Here is a 21,109-nt window from a genome sequence, read left to right as displayed (position 1 = left end):
GGGCGCATTCCCAGGGTGGGCTCCTGAGCCCGCCACACTCAAGGGTTCATTCAAACAGCGGCGTGATCGCCACCGGTGCGCTGGCGGTGAGCACTTGCGCGCGCTCGGCGCCAAAGCGGTAGGTCACCCCAGGGAACAATGGGCCGCCGTCGGCGAAGGCCGGCGCCTCGCTGGCGGCCATCATGGCGCTGCTGCCATCGGCCCTGCGCAGGCGCGCGAGCGTGCCCGCGGCCTTGCGGTCGAACACGAAACGCACGCCGGCGCACTGACGCGAGCGCATCGTGCCGTCCACGTAGCGGGCGTAGCCGAGCGCCTGCTCGCAGGCCGCGCGCAGGTCGGCCGTGTCGTAGGCGCCGTCGGGGCGCACGTTGATCGACACCCGCGGGCGCAGCGCGAACTGGGCGTCCTTGCGCGGCAGCGCCAGCACCGCGTTTTCGTCGTACGCGGCCTTGAGCAGCGGGAACACGGCGCGCCCGGTCGGGTCAAGCGCGATCTTCAGGTGGGTGGACTTGCCGTCCAGGTCCAGTTCGGCGGCCTCGCCTTCCCTGGGCACCACCTGCACCTGGTTCTGGACCAGGTTCTTGGCGCCGCCGTATTTTTCGAAACTGACCATCGCCCGGTAGGCGTCGCGATAGCTGACCCACTCGCCTTCCAGCGTGCCGGCTGCCGCCAGGCGGGTAGCCTGGAGCAGGACGAGCAACGCGAGAAGGTGGCGGGAGCGGCGCATGGTCAGAACCGGTAGGCGATGGCGGTCGAGGCCGTCACATTGGTGGGCCGCTCGACGAGCGGGCTGTCCTTGGCGGCGCCCAGCAGGCGCGTGGCCTGCAGGTTGGTGGTCAGCATCCACGACGGCGTCAGCGACCAGTTCCAGCGCACGCCCACGCGCGCCAGTTCCAGGCCGCCGGCGGGCGTGTAGGCGCGGTTGCCGCTGCGTACCGCCTCGGGTACGGTCACGCCGAAAAACGCCTGGTTGTAGTCGCGGTTGACCAGCCTGAGGCCGGCCGAGAACGACAGGCTGTGGTGCGGCGCGATATCGGTGGACAGGCGCTGCACGCCCAAGTCCACGCTGCCGCCGTGGCGCTCGTTGCCGGCGCCCCACAGCAGGCTGCTGGTCAGGCGCCACTGCGGCGCCAAATAGTAGTTGAAGAAAGCGCCGCCCAGAACGCGTGCGCCGATCTTGTCCATGCCGGCCAGGCGGTTGCCGGCCTCGGCCATGCGCGAGGGCGACGGCGGCAACAGCGAGCTGCTGCCAAGGCCGAGCGCGTCATCGATCCCGGTCGGGCCCTTGCTCGAGCCATTTTCGCTGCGCCCCGGCTGGTACTGCAGCAGCGGACCGACCTCGAACGACGGTTCGCTGGTCAGGTGCATGCCAACGCTGGTGCCGGAGATGAATATGCCATTGCTCCACTGAACCTGCAGCACCGGCACCGCGGAGGTCTTGTGCCGCTCTGAGCCGTCGTAGCGCGGAGCCACCTGCACGCCAAGCCCTGCGTACATATCCCGGCTGCCGTCGGGCATCGGATTGATGGCCGGCGTCTGGGCACAGGCGGCGCCGCTTACGGTAGCCAGCGCCAGGGCAAGGAGCTTGTTCATGATAGCTATTTTGAAAGTTGGCTTAACCTAATTTTACCTATTGGCAAGCTTTCTTTCTCAAAAACTTTGCTCGGGGCCCGGAAATTCGGCGACTTCCCGGACAAACTCGACCGGCATGTCGCTGCGCGGGGCGGCAACGATCCAGGCCGGGCTGGTGATGTTTTTCGTGCAAACCGAGGCCGGGCCAGGCACGGTGTCGGTGTAACGCACGGTAATCTTGCTGCCGTTACTGCTGATGCTCTGGATGTCCGTCGTGTAGCATCCGCCGCCGCTTTGGCCGAGGAAGACGCCGACCACCATCCGGGTGCCGAAGTCCACCTGCGGCAGCGCCCGCGAGCTGCCGGCGTGTTGGGCCCACAACGCGGCCCAGCCGGCAGCATCCTTGATGACGACCCTGCGCGGCACGGACACCAGCGAATAGGCCGTGCGGTCCAGCTCCGTGGTCAGCAGGCGCTCGGTGGCATGGCGCACGAAGTCGGCGGGCGCGTCATTGCGATCCAGCACCACCAGTTCCATCGGCGCGGTAACCAGCGGCGGGCACGGCCAATTGGACACGGAGGCGTCCTCGACATCGACCAGCATCCGGCCGTCCTGGGAGCCGATGCGTACCACGCCCATGCTGTTCATGCAGTTGTGGCGGTCGCCCATGAAGACGCCCACCACCATGCTGGTCGAAAAATCCACTGTCGGCATGCCCGGCACCGGGGCGGGCTTCGAAACGTGCTGGCTCCACAGCTGCTCGAAGCCGGCCTGGTCGCGCACCACCACGCTCTGCGCCACGGTCACCCCCGATGTGAACTGGCGCGCCAGCACTCGGAACGGCAAGGCGCTGCCCGACTTGGGCAGGAACGGGATGAACTCGACCTTGTGGCTGGCGTCCAGCCCGAGCGTGGGCGTGCCGATGTTCTTCTGGATCGTCTCGAACAGCGCGCGCATGGCCTCGTTGGCGCAGAAGGTCTTCATGCCGGCCAGCGTGTCGGTAGCCTCGCACAGCACGGTTTGCGGGTTGGCGCCGAACAGGCGCTGGCTGTAGCCATTGTCGGGGCAGGTGCCGGCGCGGTCCCAGAACACCTGCTTGCCGTCGATCAGGTACAGCCGGTTGCGCAGGTCGCCGCACGGTTCCTGCTGGGCCAACCGGACGAAGTCCGCGACCACCGGGGCCTCGCTCGGGCCGCCGCTGCCGGCCTGCCCTGCCTGCCGGGCGGGCGCGTCGGACGCGCCGCCGCCGCAGCTGGCCAGCGCCAGCACGGTGACCAGCGATCCAACCCAACCATGCACCCTGTGCAGACCCATTCCAGCCCCTTGGGGATGCACGTCGTCCACCGTGGACGGCACCCCGCTCGAATAAAAAGACCCACCGACACTCGCGCACCAGGTGGGCAAACGGAAAACCTGATGATGAAAAATCTTACGGCGGCGCCGGGGCGAAATCCGCCTATACATGTCGGGTAATTGTCGTCAATTTGTAGCCCGGATGCTGCAATGCGCAAAGGCCGGCAAAGCCGGCCTCGCTGACCTGAACCACTGGCCATCCCTTGCCACCGGAGCCCCCCCCGGCGGCCCGCGGGGATGGGCCGCGCCCGGTCAATGGCCCAGCTGGCCCGGGCGCATAGTTTCTTTTGTAAATACCACCGGCAGGTCGCTGCGGTCGATCACGAACAGCTGCGACGGATAGGCCACCGTGGCGATGCACATCACGCCCATCGGCGGCAGCATGTGGGTGTAACTCACCCGGATCTGCTTGCCGTCGTTGGTGGCGCCGTCCAGGCGCAGGCTTTCGCAGCTCATGACCGGGCCCAGGAACACTCCCACGACCATCTGCTTGCTGAAGTCCACGGCCGGCAACGCCTTGTCCTTGCCCGCGTGCTCGGACCACAGGGCGGCCCAGCTGGCGGCGTCCTTGACCACGACTTCACGTGCATTCTGCACGCCTGAATTGCCGACGAAGTCGATCAGCTTGACCGGGACGGCATTGGCGTCGTGCGCCACGAATTCCACCGGCGCGTCGCTGCGGGCCACCGTCACCAGGTGCATCTGGTGCTCGACGACTGCGATGCAGGCCGTGTCCGGGGGCGCGTGGCGCCGCTCGTAGTCGACCGTCACCTTGGTCTTGGTCGCGAGGACGTCGACGATCGCCACGCCGCCGCAGGCCACGCTGCTGTCGCCCAGGAAGACCCCGATGACCATGTTCTGGCTAAAGTCCACCGCCGGCATCGGCGGCACCACGCTGTTGTTGGCATAGTTATCGGCCCACAACTGCGCAAAGCTGGACTGGTCACGGATCACGACGTTGAGCGAGCGGGTGATCGCGGAATTCGATTCCTTGGCCAGGGTGGTGAACGGCATGGCGGTGCCGAGCACCGGGCCGTTGTACTGGAACGGGATCGGCTCGACCTTGTGGCTGGCGTCCAGGCCCAGGTTGGGCGCTTCCAGGTTCTTCTGGACGGTGTCGAACAGCGCACGCGCGGTGTCGTTGGCGCAGCTGGTCTGCGGGCCGGCGATCGAGTCGCTGGTCGAGCACAACAGCGCATCCGGGGTGGCGCCGAACAGCTTGCGCGAATAGCTGTTGTCCGGGCAGCGGGCCGAAGCGCGGTCCCAGAACACTTGCTTGCCGTCGATCAGCCACAGGCGGTTCTTCTGGTCGGCGCAGGTTTCGCCCTGCGCCAGCTTGATGAAAGCGGCCGTATCCAGCGCCTGCGGGACCGGCACATTTTCCTTTTGCGACGCAATCTGCACGTCCTTGGCGTCGCCGCCACCGCCGCATCCGGCCAGCAGCAGCGCCAACAGAGCCGGTACCGCCCCGAAAATTCGTTTGTTCATGCTCATCTCTATCCTTGTTGCCCGTGCCAAGGCCGGGTGATTGAACACAAGCGGCCCGTCCAGCCCGGCCGCAAACCAATGTCGCAATGGTAGGCAGCGCACGATTCAAAATCCCCTCGAAGATGTCGGGGAATTGTCCGCAATTTGTATATTGTCGCCATGACAGCATTGCTCCTATACAATTCGGGGATGTACTTGCTTCAACAGATTGGCGACACCATGCAGGGCGGGGCGTTGGCGTGAACCGGATCTTCTTCCGCTTCTTCGTGCTGGTCATGCTCTCGATCACGGCGGCGACCTTCGTGATCTACCTGGCGATCAGCCGCCTGTTCGGCGACCCGGTCGAGGACATCGCGCGCCGCCAGGCCGCCGCGCCGATCGTGCTGCTGCAGGACTATGTGGACCAGGCTGGCGCGGACGAATGGCTCACGCGCCTGAACAAGGTGCGCGAGGTGTCCGAGGTGCGTTACGACCTGATCGACCTGGACGAAGCGCGCCACTCGGTGGCGCCCGGCCAGGTGGCGGACCTGGAGCGCGGCGATGTGGTGCTGGTGCCGGGCGAGAAGACCCTGTACCGGCGCGTGGACCTCAAGGGCGAGCGCTACATCGGCAGCGACCATGACGTGATCCGCGCCAGCAACCTGCCGATCGACCTGGGCGTGCCGGTCAAGATGGAAATCGTGCGCTTCGTGATCGTCGCGCTGGCGCTCCTGGCGCCGATCGCGCTGTGGTCGCGCTCGCACTGGCAGGGACTGCAGGCGCTGTCGCGGGTGGCCGACGAAATCGGGGCCGGCAAGCTGACCGCGCGCGCGCGCATGAAGCCGTCGGCCAGCATCTACCCGCTGGCCGAGCGCATCAACGACATGGCCGGGCGCATCCAGTCGCTGCTCGAATCGCAGCGCAACCTGCTGCACTCGGTATCGCACGAACTGCGCACGCCGATCGCGCGGCTCGAATTCGGCATGGAGCTGCTCGCCGCTCAGGCCGACGACCCGGCCCTGAAGAAGCGGGTGGCGGCGATGGAAGCCGACCTGGCCGAACTGAATTCACTGGTCAACGAACTGCTGGGCATGGCGCGGCTGGATAGCGTGCAGTCGCTGCAACTGGCCCCGTTCGCGGTCGCGCCGATGCTGCGCGAGTGCGTCGACGCGCTGCCGCCGTCCGCGCACAGCGTCGAATGCAGCGCGGACGACAGCCTGGGCAGCGTGGACGCGGACCGCCGCCTGCTCGCGCGCGCGGTCGGGAACCTGGTGCGCAACGCCCAAAAGTATGCCACGCGCCGTATCGCGCTGTCGGCCAGCCGGCCGGCCGCGGGCGGGCTCGAGATCGTGGTCGAGGACGACGGGCCGGGAATTCCGCCGGAGGAGCGCGAGCGGATTTTCGAACCGTTCTACCGGCTCGACCGCAGCCGCGACCGGGCCACCGGCGGCTTTGGGCTGGGCCTGTCGATCGCGCACAAGGCGGTGGCGCTGCACGGCGGCTCGCTGCGGGTGGAAGACGCGCTGCTGGGCGGCGCACGCTTCGTGGTGACGCTGCCGCCGGAGCGGGTGCTGTAGCGGGGTTTCGTAGGGTGGGCGGGTTTCCCGCCCACGCGTTCAGGGAACGCAGGCGCTGTCTGAACGCGTGGGCAGGATCTGCCCACCCTGCGGCGGTACGACAGGCATGGGCAGGCAAAAAAAATCCCGCGGCGGCGTCTGCCACAGCGGGACCACGATCGGTTCGGCCCGCTTACTTCTTGTCCGGTTTCGGCGGCGAGACGTGGGTCACCCCATACCACAGGTGCTCCCACCAGTGGTCGCGCGAATGCACCATCACCAGGCACTGGCGGTCGATCTCGCCCTTGAACAGCGGGTCCGGGCACTTGTTGGTCATGAGCGCGTAGCGCTGGTTTTCCGCGTTGACCAGGGCGATGCACAGCCAGACGACCGCGAACGCGAGCACCACCACCAGCGTCCACGCCAGCTGGTTCACGTTGCTGGTCTCAAACAGGTCCTCGTCGAGGGGCCGCGACCCGTCGTAGATCTTGAGGATTTCCCGTTCAGCGTCACTCATTTCGATTTCTGTACCTTTGCCACCAGTGCGTCAACCACCTGCAGCGTCGCCTGGAACAGCTGCGGCTCGCTCGAAGCCTGCACCGTGCTGCCCACCTGCGCGGGCGAGGTCACGTACTTGCCGTCCACAACGATCGTCGGCACGCTGTCGATCTTGTAGTTGTTGCTGACGATAGCGGGCAAGCGGCGCAGCATGGTCATCACGCCAAACGAATTCCAGGTTTCCATGAACTTGGCCTTGTCGATACCCGGCAGCTTGGTCGCCACGTCGAGGATCATCTGCTCGGTGAACCGCTCCGACCGCTGCTTCCTGACCATGTCGCCGATGACGTCCATGACCTTGGCTTGGTATTCCTCGCTCTTGCCCATCGCTTGCAGCGTCAGGAACAGATGCGCCTCGGGATCGCTGGCCCCCTGGTACGGCATGTGAATACGCTTGAAGATGATGTTGCCGTCCTGCTTTTTGACCCATTGCTCGAGGATAGGTTCCAGCGCATGGCAGTGTGGGCAGTGGTACATGAAGAACTCGATGACCTCGACCTTCTTGCCAGCAGTCTGCGCCGGTTGCGGCGTGGCCAGTACGGTGTATTCAGCACCCTGCTTCGGGTCGGTGGGCGAGGCAAAAGCAGTGGTGACGGCCAGGCTGGCGGCGACAAGGGCGAAACGCAAGGAGCGCATAAGTATCCTTATTGAAATGGTTAAGCGAACGAACGCGAGATTACCACTTTTTGGGTCGGCGGCAGCGGCCAAAGCCGGCTTTTTTACATTTGGTTGCGCCACTTAAGCCTGGTTTAAGGCCGGCGGCGACGCGCCTGGTCGAGCACCTCGCACAGCCGGGCCGCGCCATCGGCGGTGCGCGGGCCCGGGCGGGTCAGCAGCTCGCCATCGAGCGTGAACAGGTTGCCGCGCCGGACCGCGGTCAGCGCGCCGTACGGCTTCCACATGCCCACCCCGCGGTCGCCCGGCGCGTGCTCGTCGCCGGCGATGATCGCTTCCGGGTCCTGCGCCAGCACCGCTTCCACGCTCACCTCGGGCGCGATCACCGGCAACTTGCCGAATACATTGTGCCCGCCGCAGGTGCGGATCGCGTCGCTCACGATCTGCTGGTCGTTGAGGGTGTAGAGCGGCCGGTCCCAGACCTGGTAGAACACGCGCACCGGCGCGGCGCGGCCGTAGCGGCGGGCCAGCAGCGCGATTTTGGCGCGATAGTCGCGCGCCGCAGCCTGCGCCTTGTCGCCGGTGCCCAGCAGCGCGCCGAAGCGCTCGATGCTGGTGGCGACCTGCTCGAGCTTCTTCGGCTCGCTGTGAAAGACCGGGATGCCAAGCCGCGCCAGCTGCTCGATCTGGCGCGCGGTGTTGCCGCTCTCCCAGACGATGATGAGGTCGGGCTTGAGCGCGAGCACGCGCTCCAGGTCGATCTGGCTGTTAGATCCGACCGACGGGATCGACTTCGCCTCGGGCGGGTAATCGCTGTAGTTCATGGCGCCCACGATGCGCCCTCCCCCGCCGGCCGCGAACAGCAGCTCGGTCAGGTTGGGCGCCATCGAGATCACGCGCTGCGCCGGGCGCGCCAGCGTGACCCTGGCGCCGGTGTCGTCCACCACGCTCACTTGCGCGCGCGCGGCGCCGGCGGCCAGCAGCAGCGCCAGCAGGATCTTCTTCATGTGTTCCTCGCTTCGGGAATGAAAATGGTGCGTCCCTGGTGCGGCACCGCCACCACCGGATGGCCCAGGCAGGCGGTCAGGAGCTCGGGACGCATCACCTCGGCCACCGGGCCGGCGCGCCAGCGGCCGTCCTTGAGCAGCAGCAGCGCGTGGGTCGATCCGGCCCAGGCCTGGTTCAGGTCGTGGCCGACCTGGACCACGATCCGGTCCTGCTCGCGGCACAGCAGCGCCAGCAGATCGGTCACGCCGACCGCGTGCGCCAGGTCGAGCGCGCTGGTGGGTTCGTCGAGCAGCAGCAGCGGCGTGTCCTGCGCCAGCAGTGCCGCCAGCGCCACGCGCTGGCGCTCGCCGCCCGAGAGCGTGCGCACGTCGCGCTCGGCCAGGTGCGCCACGTCCAGCAGCGCCAGCGCGCGCCCGGCCGCGTCGATGTCTTCCGCGCTCTCCCAGTCACGTCCGCCCTGGTACGGGTGGCGCGCCACGAGCACGGTATCGATCACGCTGTAGGCGAACGCATCGCCGCGCGCCTGCGGCAGCCAGGCTCGCTCGCGCGCCAGTTCGCCCAGCTTCCACTCCGTCAGCGGCCGGCCGTTCAGGCGCACCTGCCCGCCGTCGGGCGCGCGCAGGCCCGCCAGCGCGCGCAGCAAGGTGCTTTTGCCGGCGCCGTTGGGGCCGATCACGGACCAGGCCTGGCCCGGTTGCGCGCGCCAGTTGAGGTTCTCCAGCAGCAGGCGGCCGCCGGCCTTGAGCGACAGGTTGACGGTCTCGATCATGGCCGGCGCAGGTGCAGCCGGTGCAGCTGCAGCAAAAAGACGGGGACGCCGATCAGCGAGGTGATGACCCCGACCGGCAACTGCTGCGGCGCGAGGACGGTGCGCGCCAGCGTGTCGGCGACGACAAGGAAGCTGCCGCCGGCCAGCGCGGCGGCCGGCAGCAGCAGCCGGTGGTCCGCGCCAAGCGCCAGCCGGCAGGCGTGCGGCACCACCAGGCCAACGAAGCCGATGCTGCCGCCGGTGGTCACGGCGCTGGCGGTGAGCATGCCCGAGCAGGCGAACAGGAAGCGCCGCAGCCCGCCCACGTCCACCCCGAGCGCGGCTGCGCCGTCGGCGTGCAGCGCCATCACGTTGAGCGCGCGCGCGCGGCGCTGCGCCAGCGCAAGCGCGCCGAAGAGCACCAGCCAGGGCAGCACGCGCCAGCTGGCGCCGCCCAGGTCGCCGATCATCCAGAACACCATGCCGCGCAGGCGCGATTCCGGCGCGATCGACAGCAGCAGCGTGACCAGCGCCATGCTGCCCGAGGCCAGCACCACGCCGGTGAGCAGCAGGATGCCGCTGTCGCCGGCCACGTCGCGCTGGGCCGCGCCGCCCAGGTCGCGCCGCGCGAGCGCGTACAGCAGCAGCGAGATGCCGGCCGCGCCGACAAGCGCGCCCAGGTCCACCGCCCACAGCGCCGCGCCGACGAACAGCGCGCCCAGGGCGCCGACCGCCGCCCCGCTGGAGATGCCGAGCACGTAGGGGTCGGCCAGGGGATTGCGCACCAGCGCCTGCATCATCACCCCGGCCAGCGACAGCGCGGCGCCGGTCGCGAACGCGCTGCTGGCGCGGCCCAGGCGCAGGTCGAGCAGGCTGGCGGCCATTCCCTCGACCTTGCCGGTGACCACGCCCAGCAGGGCCGCAGGCAGCTCGGACAGCGGCAGCGCGACCGAACCGGCGATGCCGGCCAGCGCCAGCGACGCGACCGCGCAGGCGGCCAGCAGCGCCAGCACCATGCGCTGGCGCCGCGCCCGTTCGGATGCACGCTGGGTGGGCATGACGACCTTAGAAGTCGTAACGCGCCGACAGCTTCAGCTGGCGGCCGTCGCTCGGGTAGATGCCGGACTGGCAGCCGAACGCATTGCTGTAGTACTTGCGGTCAGCCAGGTTGCTGCCTGCCAGCGCCAGTTCCCACGGACCGAGCTTGCGCGCGTAACGGGCGTCCAGCGTCGCGTAGGACGGGATGCGCGCGGCACAGCTGTTGGTGAAGTCGTTGCCAAAGCGCTGGCTCGACACCCACTGCGCACCCAGGTCCGCAGTTTGCCCGTCGCCCGGCACCCAGGCCAGGCGCGCCGAGATCACGTTGCGCGGCACCAGCACCATTTCACGGCCGTCGTTGGGGCCGTCGGTGAAGGTCGCGTTCACGTGCTGCAGGTGCGCGCTGGCGCGCCAGCCGGCCGCAATCACGGTTTGCGCATCGATCTCGACACCCTGGCGGCGGGTCGGGTCGAGGTTGGTGTTGGTACCCCAGCCGATGGTCGGGTCGAAGAAGATCTCGTTCTTCAGCTGGTGGCGGAACAGGCGCACGGCCAGTTCGTTGGCCGCGCTGCCGAAGGTCGCGCCCAGCTCCAGGTCATGCGAAGTCTGCGCCTTGAGCACGCTCGCGCTGGCGCGGTAGCTGTTCTCGTCCACGTTGGGCATGCGGTAGCTCTGCCCTGCCTTGGCATGCAGGCCCACGCCCGGCAGCACGCTGTAGCTGGCTTGCGCGTCCCATGCGTTCTGCGCCTGCGCGCTGCTCTCCTTGGCGCTGGACATGCCCAGCGGGTCCACGTAATCCTTGTCGAACACTTCGCGGCGCGCGCCCACGGCCAGGCGGCCGTTGTGCTGCGGATCCCAGCGGATCTCATCGCGCACGTAGATGGCCTTGGAGTCCTGGCTGGCGTCGGCCAGCGAAAAATCGGACGCGGTCTTGCGGTTCCAGCGGATCAGGTCCACGCCGGCGACCAGCTCGTTGCGCATGCCGGCCAGGTCGGACAGCTGGCGCACGCGCGGCGAAAACTGGGTCTGGCGGCTGTCGTACTTCACGCGCGAAAAGCCCGACACGCCGCCGTAGTTGTATTCATACGCGGCCTTGACGGTCTTCTCGCGGTGCGACAGTTCGGCGGCCAGCTCGGTGTCGCCGATGCGGTGCTCGGCGAACGCGGTCACGCGGTCGGTATCGAGCGAGCCGAAATCGTTGGGCGTGCCGCTTTGGCGCGGATCGGCCTTGAACTGGGCCTCGGTGAGCGAACCGGGCAGGCGCGACTCCTGGCGCGCGGACTCGACGCGCACGCCGAAGCGGCCGCCCTCATAGGCGTACTGCGCGCCGCCGGCGAAATTGGCCTGCGTGAAGCGGCTGTTGGCGCGGTAGTTGTCGGACTCCTGCTTGCCGGCGGCGCCGTCGAGCGTCAGCTTGCCCAGGCCCGCCGACAGGTTGACGCGCAGGTCATGCGCGTCGAACTGGCCGGCGGTCGCCGTGCCCGAGCCGTGCACGCCCTGGCGCGCGCCGGTCCGGGTGAAGACCTGGATCACGCCGCCGGTCGCGCCGTCGCCGTACAGCACGCTGCTGCCGCCGCGCGTGATCTCGATGCGCTCGACGCTGTCCACCGGGATCGTGGACAGCACCGCGCTGGCCAGTTCGTTCTCGGACAGGCGCACGCCATCGACCATCACCACCAGGTTCTCGCTGCTGTTGGCGCCAAAGCCGCGCAGGTCGAGCGCAAAGTCGGGCGAGCCGTCCAGGCTCTGGCGGCCATACACGCCGCCGATCTTGCGGATCGCTTCGTTGACGTTGCCCGCGCCGGCGCGGCGAATGTCCGCGGCGGTGATCACGGTGGCGCCGATCGGCGCGAGCGCCGGATCGCTGGCAAAGCGCGCGCCGGACACGAAGACCGAAGGCACGCCTTGTTCCTGCGCGAAGGCGCTGGCAGCATTGAGGCAAAGAGAGATGGCGCAGGCAAGCGCGAGCGGTTTGACAGCCGGTGCGGCGCACGGGGCAACACGAATACTCATAGCGATTTCAATGAAAAGAGATGCATCCTCTCTGCGTCCCCGCAGAGGCGGATTCAACGAAAGACGCGCGTGGCGCGCTTCCACCTGTCCTGGCCGGTATCCGGGCTCGCAAGTCAGACCGCCTCACCTTCCTATGCAAACGCACAGTGGTGTACGAGACGGCCAGTCGCCGGCGTGCGGCGACGCTTGTTTACCGTTGCGGGGGCAGCACACGTTGGCCGCCTGCGGGTGGCAGGGGCTTCGTGTTTCCCGTTTAACTGCACGCGTGGCCACGCGTGCGGGCACCAGAACAGCGAGATTATAAGCCTAACAAGGCACATGCCGTCGGCGGACGGCGGTTTTCCCCAACCAGGTCAAGTCATTGCCAGTTTGTTATCAATGCGGCTATAGTTGCCGGAATAAGAACAATGACCTGGACTGGAGGATGCATGAGGAGAAGCACACACCTGCCGCTGGCGGCCCTGCTGCTGGCGTCCGCCCTTGCGGCTGCGGCCGTGGTGCATGAAACGGGGACGCCGGCGCAGCCGGCCGGCGCGCCCCTTGACGCCATCGCGCTCGCCGCGCCGGGCGCTTCCTCGGTCGCGGCGCCCAGCGCGCCCAACGCCTGGGGCGGCCCGCGCACCGGGGCCGAGCCCACCCTGTCGGACCGGGTGGTGCGCTACGACATCGACGCCACCCTCGATCCCGAGCGCCACATCGTCGCGGGCAAGGAGAAGCTCACCTGGCGCAACCGCAGCCAGTCCGAGGTCAGGAGCGTGTACCTGCACCTGTACATGAACGCGTTCGAAGGCAGGAACAGCACGTTCTTCACCGAGATGCGCAACCTGGACACGGGCTTTCGCACCGACGTGCAGCCCAAGAAAGGCGAATGGGGCCACATTGCGCTGGACGCCGTGGCGCAGGGCGGCGCCAGGGTGGCGTGGCAGTTCGTCCATCCCGACAACGGCCCGGCCAGCGACCACACCGTGGTGCGGCTGGACCTGCCGCAGCCGGTGAAAGCCGGCGCTTCGACCACGCTGGACATCGACTTCACCACCCAGCTGCCGCGCGTGATTGCGCGCACCGGCTACTTCGGCAGCTTCCACCTGGTGGGCCAGTGGTTCCCGAAAATCGGCGTGCTGGAACTGCCGGGCGAACGCGGCGCCACCGCGCCCCGCTGGAACGTGCACGAGTTTCACCTGACCTCGGAGTTCTACGCCGACTTCGGCAGCTACGACGTGCGCATCACCGCGCCGAAGGAGTACGTGGTGGGCGCCACCGGCGAGCTGCAGGGCGCGCCCGTCGACAAGGACGGCATGCGCACCCACCGCTACGTGCAGGACGACGTGCACGACTTCGCCTGGACCGCCGACAAGCGCAGCGCCACGCCGCTGGAAGACAGCTGGACCGGCCCGGGCAGCCCCAGGGTCGCGATCAGGGTGCTCTACCCGCCCGAATACGCGGCCAGCGCGGCGCCGGCGCTGAAGGCGGCCAAGGACTCGCTCACCTATTTTTCGACCACGCTCGGCCCCTACCCGTACAAGACGCTGACCGTGGTGATCCCGCCGTATAACGCGACCGAGGCAGGCGGCATGGAATACCCGACCTTCTTCACCGCCGAGGGCTACGCCGGGGTCGAGCCGGACACTTTTGCCGCGGGCGCGCTCGACTTCGTGACCATCCACGAGTTCGGCCACGGCTACTTCTACGGCATCCTGGCCTCCAATGAGTTCGAGGAGCCGATGCTGGACGAAGGCCTGAACGAGTACTGGGACATGCGCATGGTGCGCGAGCGCGGCCAGGCGATGCACCTGACCACGCCGCTGCTCAAGGCGCTCGGCTTCGCCCCCAGGTTCAAGCCGTTCGACTACGAGCGCGGCATCGCGACGACCGCGGAGCCGGCCGACGCGCTGGGCCGCAACGCGTGGGACCGGCTGCATGGCATCGGGCCGGTCTACCATCGCACCGCGACCATGATGCGCGACCTGGAGGAGCGCATCGGCAAGCCGGCGCTCGAGCGCGCATTCAAGGAATACTACCGGCGCTGGAAGTTCCGCCACCCCAGCATCGCCGATCTGCGCGAGACGCTGGCCGAAGCAAGCGGCCAGCGCGAGGCCGTCGAGCAGGTATTCGCGCAGCAGGTGTACGGCGTGACCAAAATCGACGACCGCGTCACCAGCCTGGCAAGCGAAGAGGAATTGCCGCAGCCGGGGACGCGCAGCGTCGCCGGCAAATGGCTCGAATCGACCGGCCATGACGTGGACAAGCAGGTCGAGGACGAGCGCCGCGCGTGGAAAAAGTCGCACCCGGGCGCGAAGGAAGGGACAGGCCCGTTCCCGTTCCGTACCACCGTCACCGTGCGCAGGTACGCCGCCACCGTGCCGCAAACCCTGCTCGTCAAGTTCGCGGACGGCAGCAGCGAAACCGTGCAGTGGAACGCCGACGAGAAGTGGCACAGGTTCACGTGGGTCAAGCCGGCGAAGGCGGTATCGGCCGAACTCGATCCGCAGCGCCGCCACTACCTGGACGCCAGCAAGCTCGATGACAGCCGCACCACCAGGGCCGACGGCAGCGCATCGCGCCGCTGGAGCAGCGAGTTTGCGGCGCTTGTCCAATTCCTCCTTTCCCTGATCGCGACCGTATGATGAACACTGCCATCCAATCCGCTCCGACTGCCGCCGCGCCTGTGGCCGGCTACCGCGCCGCGACCGCCGTGCGCGCCGCGCGCTCTGCCCTGCAGTGGCGTTTGCTGGCGTGGTGGGCCGGCCTGCTGCTGGTGCCGGCCGCCGTGTCCACCCTGCCCGTGTGGCAGCTGCTCTCGGCTGCGCTCGACCACTCGGTGCACGCGTCCGAGCTCGCCGCCGGCCTCGACCTGACCGTGATCGAAGACCTGATGACGGCCAACTCGCGCGCCGGCACCGGCATCGGCAACGGCAACCTGCTGGCCCTGCTGCTCACGCTGCTGCTCTCGCCGCTGCTGTCGGGCATGGCGATGCACGCCGCGCGCGCACCGCAGCAGCCCGGCTTTGGCGCGCTGCTCGCGGGCGGGGTGCAGGAATACATGCGCCTGCTGCGCATGCTGGTGTGGGCCGTGGTGCCGCTCGCACTCATGGGCGGCCTGGCCGGCATCGCCTTCACCGCCGCAAAGAAATATGGCGAGAGCGCGATCCTGGAATCGTCGGCGAACCACGCGCAAATGACCGCGATCGCGGTGGCCGCGCTGCTGTTCGCGCTGGCCGATGCCAGCCTGGACGCCGGCCGCGCGGTGCTCGCCAGCGACCGGCGCCGCAGGTCGGCGGTCAAGGCATGGTGGCAGGGCTTGAAGCTGCTGCTGCGCCGCCCGCTGGCCACGCTCGGCAGCTACCTCGGCATCACCGTCGCGGGCCTGGCGCTGGCCGCGCTGCTGGCCATCGCGCGGCTGAACGTGCCGCCGCTGGGGATCGGCGGCTTCATCGGCGCCTTCGTGCTGACCCAGCTTGCGGTGGTGGCGATCGCATGGATGCGCTGCGCGCGCCTGTTCGCCATGCTCGAGCTGGTGCGCGACAAGCGCGGCTGAAAACGCGGCAGGGAAAAGCGGCGCGGCAGGTCTTGGGCTAAGATGAGGGTGCAACCAAAGGAGCCAAGCACATGACCACCCGCTTTCCCACCTATTTCGTGTCCCACGGCGGCGGCCCGTGGCCGTGGATGAAGGACCAGTTCGGCCACGCCTACGACAAGCTCGAGGCCTCGCTCGTGGACATCAAGCGCCAGGTCGGCGCGCGGCCGAAAGCCGTGCTGGTGGTGACCAGCCACTGGGAGGCGGCGGGCTATCTGGCCTCGTCCGGCGACGCGCCGGGCATGATCTACGACTACGGCGGCTTCCCGCCGCACACCTACCAGATCCGCTACCCGGCGCCGGGACAGCCGCAACTGGCCGAACGGGCGGCGGCGCTGCTGGCGGCCAGCGGCCTGACCAGCGGGGTCGATCCGCAGCGCGGCTTCGACCACGGCACCTTCTCGATGCTGTACCCGATTTATCCCGAGGCGGACATGCCGGTGGTGCAGGTGTCGATCCGCCACGGCTACGACCCGCTCGAACACATCCAGGCCGGGCGCGCGCTGGCGCCGCTCAGGGATGAGGGCGTGCTGATCATCGGCAGCGGGCTGTCGTTCCACAACCTGCGCCAGTTCGGGCCAAGCGGCCAGGCGGCGTCGCACGCGTTCGACGGCTGGCTGCGCCATGCGATGCTCGACTTGCCGCCGCAAGAGCGCAGCGCCGCGCTGCTGCACTGGAACGAGGCGCCGGGCGCGCGCGCGGCGCACCCGCGCGAGGATCACCTGATGCCGCTGATGGTGGCGCTCGGCGCGGCCGAGCAGGAGCCGGCGGCGCTGGTGTACCACGAAGATGACTTCTTCGGGAGCCTGGCGGTGTCGAGCTTCAGGTTTGGCGCGGCGACGGCGTAGGAACTGCCACCGGCCACGGCGCGTCCTTGCGCCCCCGCTCGCAAGCGCGGCTGCGCGCATTGCCCGTTATGGACACGCTCCGTCCTGCGCAGTAGCCGCCGCAGCCGGGGTGGCGCCCAGCTGCTGCATGATCGAGGCAAGATCGATCCACACGTTCTCGCGCCGGATCAGACCGCTTGGATCCATGTCGAACACGTGCAGCAGGCGAAAGCTCAAGCGGCGGCCGCTGCCGGGAATGCCGAACGGCGTTCCCGGCGCAGTCCCTTCCCACAGGCTCTCGTCGACGACAAAGTCCGGCCCGTAGTAGCGTCGCAGCGACGTCACCTTCTCGCCGGAAAGGTCAGCAAACAGCGCGTCGTAGAAACCGCGTGCCTGCGCCCTGCCATGCAGCGGACCGGTGGGCGAGCCCACCACGTCATGCTCGACCTCCGGGACCATCGTACTGAGCACGCCCTCGACGTCGTCCTCCGCCTCGAAGCGGAAATGGCGATCAATCATCCGATCGAACTGCTCCCTGGTAGTCTGTTCCATGGTGCTCCTCTCTTGACGTGAATGAAGTATAATGAGACTGTACTCTATTTATGAGACGCTTGTCTCATTATGAACTTATGAATTCGAATACGTCAAGTGGGGACAGTGTTCCCGCAGCGGCCGGGGAAGGCCGCGCCAATCAACGCCGGCGCACGCGGCGCGCGCTCATCGAGGCGGCGCTCGCGCTCTGCGAGGGCGGCCGCAAGCCCAGCTTCCCCGAAGTGGCCGAGCGCGCAATGGTGTCCCGTGCCACGGCTTATCGCTACTACTCTTCGGTGGAGGACCTGATCAGCGACGCGATGTTCGAACGGGCAGTGCCCGCGCTGGAAAGCTTCTGCAGTCCCGGGCAAGACGATCCGGCCGAGATGGCCGCCCGCGCGGCGCGCACCATGAACAAGCTGTTGCTCGACGATGAGGTGGGACTGCACGCGGTCGAGCGTTCGTTCATGTCCGCATGGTTGGACAACCCGCAGCAATCGCGCCCGCCACGGCCTGCGCGGCGAATGCAGTACATCGGTCCGATCGTCGATTCATTGAAGGGCGAGTTGACGCCGGCGGCGCGCCGCCGGCTGGCCCATGCGTTGGCCACGGTGATGGGAACGGAGGCGGCGCTGTCGCTACGCGATGTGGCCGGCGCCAGTGTCGATGAGGCGCTCGCGGCCTGTGGCTGGGCCGCGCAGGCCCTGGTACGGCAGGCGCTTGCCGAAGCCCGCGAGCGATCCGGCAAGCGCTAGCGAACATCCGCCACCGCGGGGATGCTGGTCAAGGCGCGGGCGCGCCGGGGCCAACGGCTATTCCTGCACCGACCCGCGCTTGCCGCGCGCCGCATCGGCCGCGCGCTGGGCCGCCTTTTCGGCCGCGATGCGCTCCTGCTCCGCCACCTCTTGCTGGTGGCGCGCCAGTGCCACGGCGCGGGTTTCCGGCGTCTCCAGGCTGATGCGCCCGAGCGCCCCGGTGCGGTAGTCCTGCAGCAGCGTGTGCGATGCCTTCTCGTAGTCGAACTCTCCGCCGCGCACGCGAAAACCGCGCCGCGCGGCCACGCCTTCGATCACGGCCACGTTGTCCATGCCCTCGGTCTTCAGGCCATAGCGCGCCGCCAGCAGCTGCGGATAGCGCGCCAGCAGCACCCCGGCCAGGAACTCGGCCACCTCTTCCTCGATCAGCGCGTTCGAGCCGATCGCGTGGCTGGCCGCCAGCATCAGGCCGTCGCTGGCCATCTCGATCTTCGGCCACAGCATGCCCGGCGTATCGACCAGCACGATGTTCTGCCCCAGGTAGAGCTTCTGCTGCGCTTTCGTCACGGCCGGTTCGTCGCCCACCTTGGCCACCCGCTTCTTGAGCAGCGCGTTCATCAGCGTCGATTTGCCGACGTTGGGGATCCCCATGATCATGATGCGCAGCGGCTTTTCGGCCGTGCCGCGGTGCGGGGCCAGCTTCTTGCACATGTCGGGGATGCGCGCGACGTCGGCCGGCTTCTTGGTCGTCATCGCGTACGCGGTCACGCCATCCTGGGCGTCGTAGAAAGCGCTCCACGCGGCGGTGACCACCGGGTCGGCCAGGTCGGCCTTGTTGAGCACCTTCAGGCAAGGCCGGCTGCGCTGCTTGCGCAGCTCCTCGACCATCGGGTTGCGGCTTGCTTCGGGCAGGCGCGCGTCGAGCACCTCGATCACCAGGTCGGTGCTGGCCATCTGCTCCTGCGCCTGCCTGCGCGCGGCGTTCATATGACCCGGAAACCATTGTATCGACATGCTGTGCTCTCGCTTCTTCGTTCAAACCGCTATTTTACGATGCCCGGACGGCCTCGTCGCCCCGGCATCGCCTTGCCCTGGTTGCTAAGGAGTAAGGTTTCTCCTTGATCTTGGGCAAAAACATCCTATGCTTAAAAGGCAAACTGGACTTACCGCCCGACCGGGTGCCTCGCCAAGGAGAGCAAAATGGAAATGTTCAGGAACATGGAAGTGGTGCTGATGCTCTGTTTCGGCCTCATTTGCGCGGCGGCGCTGGTGGTGCAGCCCCGCGGCGACGGCGAGGCGGCCCGGGCGCAGGCGGGCCTGGACGGCGCCCAGGTGCCCGTGGTGATCGTCACCGGCAAGCGGCTGTCGCCGGCACAAAAGGCTTCGCTCGACCGCTGACGACGGCGGCGCCGCGCGCGCACGCCGCGCGCACCCGGGAGCGGGCGCCCTGCCCGCCCCGTCAGTCCAGTTCGGCCAGCGCCTTCAGGTGCGCGACAACGCTGCGGCCCAGCGCCGACAGGTTGTAGCCGCCCTCCAGGCAGCTGACGATGCGCCCCTGCGCGTGCTCCTTTGCCACCTGCATCACCTGGCGCGTAATCCACGCATAGTCCGCCTCCACCAGCGCCATGCCGCCCATGTCGTCGTCGCGGTGCGCGTCAAAGCCCGCCGAGAAGAAGATCATTTGCGGACGGAACGCATGCAGCGCCGGCAGCCACTGCTCCTGCACCACCTTGCGCACCGCCTCGCCGGTGCTGCGCGCCGGCAACGGCACGTTGACGCAGGTGGGGGTGATCGGCTCGGGTTCGGTGTACGGATAGAACGGGTGCTCGAAAAAACTGGCCATCAGCACGCGTGGGTCGCCCTGGAAGGATTCGGCGGTGCCGTTGCCGTGGTGGACGTCGAAATCGACGATGGCCACCCGCTCCAGCCCCCGCACGTCGAGCGCGTGGCGCGCCGCGATGGCGACGTTGTTGAACAGGCAGAAGCCCATCGACGCGCCCGGCCGTGCGTGGTGGCCCGGCGGGCGCACCGAGCAGAAGGCGTTGGCGATCTCGCGATCGATCACCGCGTCGGTCGCCGCCACGGCCGCCCCGGCGGCACGCAGCGCGGCCTGGTAACTGTCGTGGCACAGCGCCGTGTCGGCGTCGATCGGGTAGTAGTTGCCGGGCGGCGGCGTGTGGTCGCGCACCATCGCGATGAGGTCATCGGTGTGGTTGCGGCGGATCGCCTCCAGGCTGGCCAGCGGCGCGCTGCGCTGCTCGAACAGGCCCTCCAGGCGCGCCAGGATGATCTGGTCGTCGATCGCCTGCAGGCGGCCCGGGCACTCCGGGTGCCAGTCTCCCATTTCGTGGCGCAGGCAGTCGGGGTGGCTGTAAATTGCTGTGCTCATCGTGTGGTGCCGCGCCCCGTGCTCATCCATGTGCACGGGAACAACGGTTCTCGCATAGAATCTGTCGGAACGGGCATGACAGAAAGGCTAAAAATATTGCTACCAGCAGTAATCTACCATGCCGCATCCTGCCCTGGCACATTGGCAGCAGCCCACTTTGGATCGACGGAACCGATACATGTTCAATAAATTGCATGCTTGTGCGACGCAAATCAGCCAGATCGTGGTAGGCAAGGACCAGCAGGTGCGGCTGGCACTGACCTGCCTGCTGGCGGGCGGCCACCTGCTGATTGAGGACCTGCCCGGCGTGGGCAAGACCACGCTGGCGCATGCGCTGGCGCTGTCGCTGGGCCTGAAGTTCAACCGCGTGCAGTTCACCAGCGACCTGCTGCCGGCCGACGTGGCCGGCATTTCGGTGTACGAGCGCGAAAAGAACGGCTTCGTGTTCCACCCGGGCCCGATCTTCACCCAGGTGCTGCTGGCCGACGAGATCAACCGCGCCACGCCCAAGACCCAGTCGGGCCTGCTGGAAGCGATGGAGGAGCGCCAGGTCACCGCCGACGGCGTCACGCGCGCGCTGCCCGAGCCGTTCTTCGTGATCGCCACCCAGAACCCGGCGCACCAGGTCGGCACCTTCCCGCTGCCCGAGTCGCAGCTGGACCGCTTTTTGATGTGCCTGTCGCTGGGCTACCCGGACGCGCAGGCCGAGCGTGCGCTCCTGATGGGCGAGGACCGCAGGAGCATGCTCAAGTCGATCGCGCCGGCGATGCACCCCGAGGAGCTGGCCGCGGCCCAGCAATCGCTGCGCGAGCTGCACACCTCCAGCAGCCTGATCGACTACGTTCAGGCGCTGGCGCAGGCATCGCGCCAGGGCGGCCTGTTCGCCGAAGGGCTGTCGCCGCGCGGCGCGATCGCGCTGCTGCAGGCCGGCCGCGCCTGGGCCGCGATGGAGGGCCGCGACCACGTGATCCCCGAGGACATCCAGGCCGTGCTGGTGCCGGTCTGCGCGCACCGCCTGCGGCCGCTCAAGTCGGCGCATGGCATGGCGCTGGCCAGCCGCGACCTGGTGCTGCAGCTGCAAAAGTCGGTGCCGGTGTAAAGCCCC

20 protein-coding genes and 1 riboswitch are annotated in these 21,109 nt (G+C 68.2%); of the genes, 7 read left to right on the top strand and 13 right to left on the bottom strand.

Annotation, left to right across the window (positions count from 1 at the left end; all coding sequences use genetic code 11):
* Window positions 1-46 precede the first annotated feature (46 nt).
* The 4 genes from NX773_RS10500 to NX773_RS10485 all read right to left on the bottom strand — a co-directional run bounded on the left by NX773_RS10500 (window position 47) and on the right by NX773_RS10485 (window position 4,413).
* The gene (locus NX773_RS10500; RefSeq protein WP_258856278.1) at window positions 47-727 is read right to left on the bottom strand and encodes a hypothetical protein; all 681 of its coding nucleotides are present in this window, start codon (window positions 725-727) and stop codon (window positions 47-49) included.
* A 2-nt stretch (window positions 728-729) separates the two neighbouring features.
* Window positions 730-1,593, bottom strand: a complete 864-nt coding sequence (locus tag NX773_RS10495; RefSeq protein ID WP_258856277.1) for a MipA/OmpV family protein — start codon at window positions 1,591-1,593, stop codon at window positions 730-732.
* A gap of 57 nt (window positions 1,594-1,650) precedes the next feature.
* Window positions 1,651-2,886, bottom strand: coding sequence for a protease complex subunit PrcB family protein (locus NX773_RS10490; RefSeq protein ID WP_258856276.1), 1,236 nt, complete (start codon window positions 2,884-2,886; stop codon window positions 1,651-1,653).
* 291 nt (window positions 2,887-3,177) lie between these two features.
* A complete protein-coding gene (locus tag NX773_RS10485) occupies window positions 3,178-4,413 on the bottom strand; it encodes a hypothetical protein (protein ID WP_258856275.1) in 1,236 nt (411 codons plus the stop codon).
* Between the two features lie 239 nt (window positions 4,414-4,652).
* Between NX773_RS10485 and NX773_RS10480 the strand changes: the two genes are divergently transcribed.
* Window positions 4,653-5,969, top strand: coding sequence for an ATP-binding protein (locus NX773_RS10480; protein ID WP_258856274.1), 1,317 nt, complete (start codon window positions 4,653-4,655; stop codon window positions 5,967-5,969).
* A gap of 172 nt (window positions 5,970-6,141) precedes the next feature.
* Here the strand turns inward: NX773_RS10480 and NX773_RS10475 are convergent, their stop codons facing one another.
* The 6 genes from NX773_RS10475 to NX773_RS10450 all read right to left on the bottom strand — a co-directional run bounded on the left by NX773_RS10475 (window position 6,142) and on the right by NX773_RS10450 (window position 11,817).
* A complete protein-coding gene (locus NX773_RS10475) occupies window positions 6,142-6,465 on the bottom strand; it encodes a hypothetical protein (protein WP_258856273.1) in 324 nt (107 codons plus the stop codon).
* Window positions 6,462-7,142, bottom strand: coding sequence for a thiol:disulfide interchange protein DsbA/DsbL (locus tag NX773_RS10470; RefSeq protein ID WP_258856272.1), 681 nt, complete (start codon window positions 7,140-7,142; stop codon window positions 6,462-6,464). The genes NX773_RS10475 and NX773_RS10470 overlap by 4 nt, the downstream gene beginning before the upstream one ends.
* 113 nt (window positions 7,143-7,255) lie before the next feature.
* A complete protein-coding gene (locus tag NX773_RS10465; protein WP_258856271.1) occupies window positions 7,256-8,128 on the bottom strand; it encodes a cobalamin-binding protein in 873 nt (290 codons plus the stop codon).
* The gene (locus NX773_RS10460; protein WP_258856270.1) at window positions 8,125-8,898 is read right to left on the bottom strand and encodes an ABC transporter ATP-binding protein; all 774 of its coding nucleotides are present in this window, start codon (window positions 8,896-8,898) and stop codon (window positions 8,125-8,127) included. The genes NX773_RS10465 and NX773_RS10460 overlap by 4 nt, the downstream gene beginning before the upstream one ends.
* Window positions 8,895-9,935, bottom strand: coding sequence for a FecCD family ABC transporter permease (locus NX773_RS10455; protein WP_258856269.1), 1,041 nt, complete (start codon window positions 9,933-9,935; stop codon window positions 8,895-8,897). The genes NX773_RS10460 and NX773_RS10455 overlap by 4 nt, the downstream gene beginning before the upstream one ends.
* 7 nt (window positions 9,936-9,942) lie before the next feature.
* Complete coding sequence (locus NX773_RS10450) at window positions 9,943-11,817, bottom strand: TonB-dependent receptor (RefSeq protein WP_370662240.1); 1,875 nt, start codon at window positions 11,815-11,817, stop codon at window positions 9,943-9,945.
* 185 nt (window positions 11,818-12,002) lie between these two features.
* Window positions 12,003-12,232, bottom strand: a riboswitch (cobalamin riboswitch).
* A 124-nt stretch (window positions 12,233-12,356) separates the two neighbouring features.
* Here NX773_RS10450 and NX773_RS10445 point away from each other — a divergent pair.
* The 3 genes from NX773_RS10445 to NX773_RS10435 all read left to right on the top strand — a co-directional run bounded on the left by NX773_RS10445 (window position 12,357) and on the right by NX773_RS10435 (window position 16,350).
* The gene (locus tag NX773_RS10445; RefSeq protein ID WP_258856267.1) at window positions 12,357-14,552 is read left to right on the top strand and encodes a M1 family metallopeptidase; all 2,196 of its coding nucleotides are present in this window, start codon (window positions 12,357-12,359) and stop codon (window positions 14,550-14,552) included.
* A complete protein-coding gene (locus NX773_RS10440) occupies window positions 14,552-15,463 on the top strand; it encodes a hypothetical protein (RefSeq protein ID WP_258856266.1) in 912 nt (303 codons plus the stop codon). Before NX773_RS10445 ends, NX773_RS10440 begins: the two co-directional genes overlap by 1 nt.
* 71 nt (window positions 15,464-15,534) lie before the next feature.
* Entirely contained in the window at window positions 15,535-16,350 is an 816-nt protein-coding gene (locus NX773_RS10435) for a DODA-type extradiol aromatic ring-opening family dioxygenase (RefSeq protein WP_258856265.1), read from the top strand.
* A 66-nt stretch (window positions 16,351-16,416) separates the two neighbouring features.
* On the opposite strand, the gene NX773_RS10430 is transcribed toward NX773_RS10435, so the two are convergent.
* Window positions 16,417-16,881 (bottom strand): ester cyclase, encoded by a 465-nt coding sequence (locus NX773_RS10430; protein ID WP_258856264.1) that lies wholly within the window; start codon window positions 16,879-16,881, stop codon window positions 16,417-16,419.
* A gap of 77 nt (window positions 16,882-16,958) precedes the next feature.
* Between NX773_RS10430 and NX773_RS10425 the strand changes: the two genes are divergently transcribed.
* Window positions 16,959-17,615, top strand: coding sequence for a TetR/AcrR family transcriptional regulator (locus tag NX773_RS10425; RefSeq protein ID WP_258856263.1), 657 nt, complete (start codon window positions 16,959-16,961; stop codon window positions 17,613-17,615).
* Window positions 17,616-17,672: 57 nt separating this feature from the next.
* Here the strand turns inward: NX773_RS10425 and ylqF are convergent, their stop codons facing one another.
* On the bottom strand, window positions 17,673-18,629 hold the full coding sequence (ylqF, locus tag NX773_RS10420) for a ribosome biogenesis GTPase YlqF (protein ID WP_258856262.1): 957 nt from the start codon (window positions 18,627-18,629) through the stop codon (window positions 17,673-17,675).
* Window positions 18,630-18,815: 186 nt separating this feature from the next.
* On the opposite strand from ylqF, the gene NX773_RS10415 reads away from it, so the two are divergent.
* Window positions 18,816-19,013, top strand: a complete 198-nt coding sequence (locus NX773_RS10415) for a hypothetical protein (RefSeq protein ID WP_258856261.1) — start codon at window positions 18,816-18,818, stop codon at window positions 19,011-19,013.
* A gap of 61 nt (window positions 19,014-19,074) precedes the next feature.
* Here the strand turns inward: NX773_RS10415 and NX773_RS10410 are convergent, their stop codons facing one another.
* On the bottom strand, window positions 19,075-20,004 hold the full coding sequence (locus NX773_RS10410; RefSeq protein ID WP_258856260.1) for a histone deacetylase family protein: 930 nt from the start codon (window positions 20,002-20,004) through the stop codon (window positions 19,075-19,077).
* A 178-nt stretch (window positions 20,005-20,182) separates the two neighbouring features.
* On the opposite strand from NX773_RS10410, the gene NX773_RS10405 reads away from it, so the two are divergent.
* Window positions 20,183-21,103: an AAA family ATPase gene (locus NX773_RS10405; protein ID WP_258856259.1), complete on the top strand. Its 921-nt coding sequence runs from the start codon at window positions 20,183-20,185 to the stop codon at window positions 21,101-21,103.
* Window positions 21,104-21,109: the final 6 nt, after the last annotated feature.

The organism is Massilia solisilvae (genome assembly GCF_024753215.1).
In the GTDB taxonomy this organism is placed as follows: domain Bacteria; phylum Pseudomonadota; class Gammaproteobacteria; order Burkholderiales; family Burkholderiaceae_D; genus Telluria; species Telluria solisilvae.
Note: the sequence above shows the minus strand (reverse complement) of the source record. Positions and strands in the feature narration are given on the sequence as shown.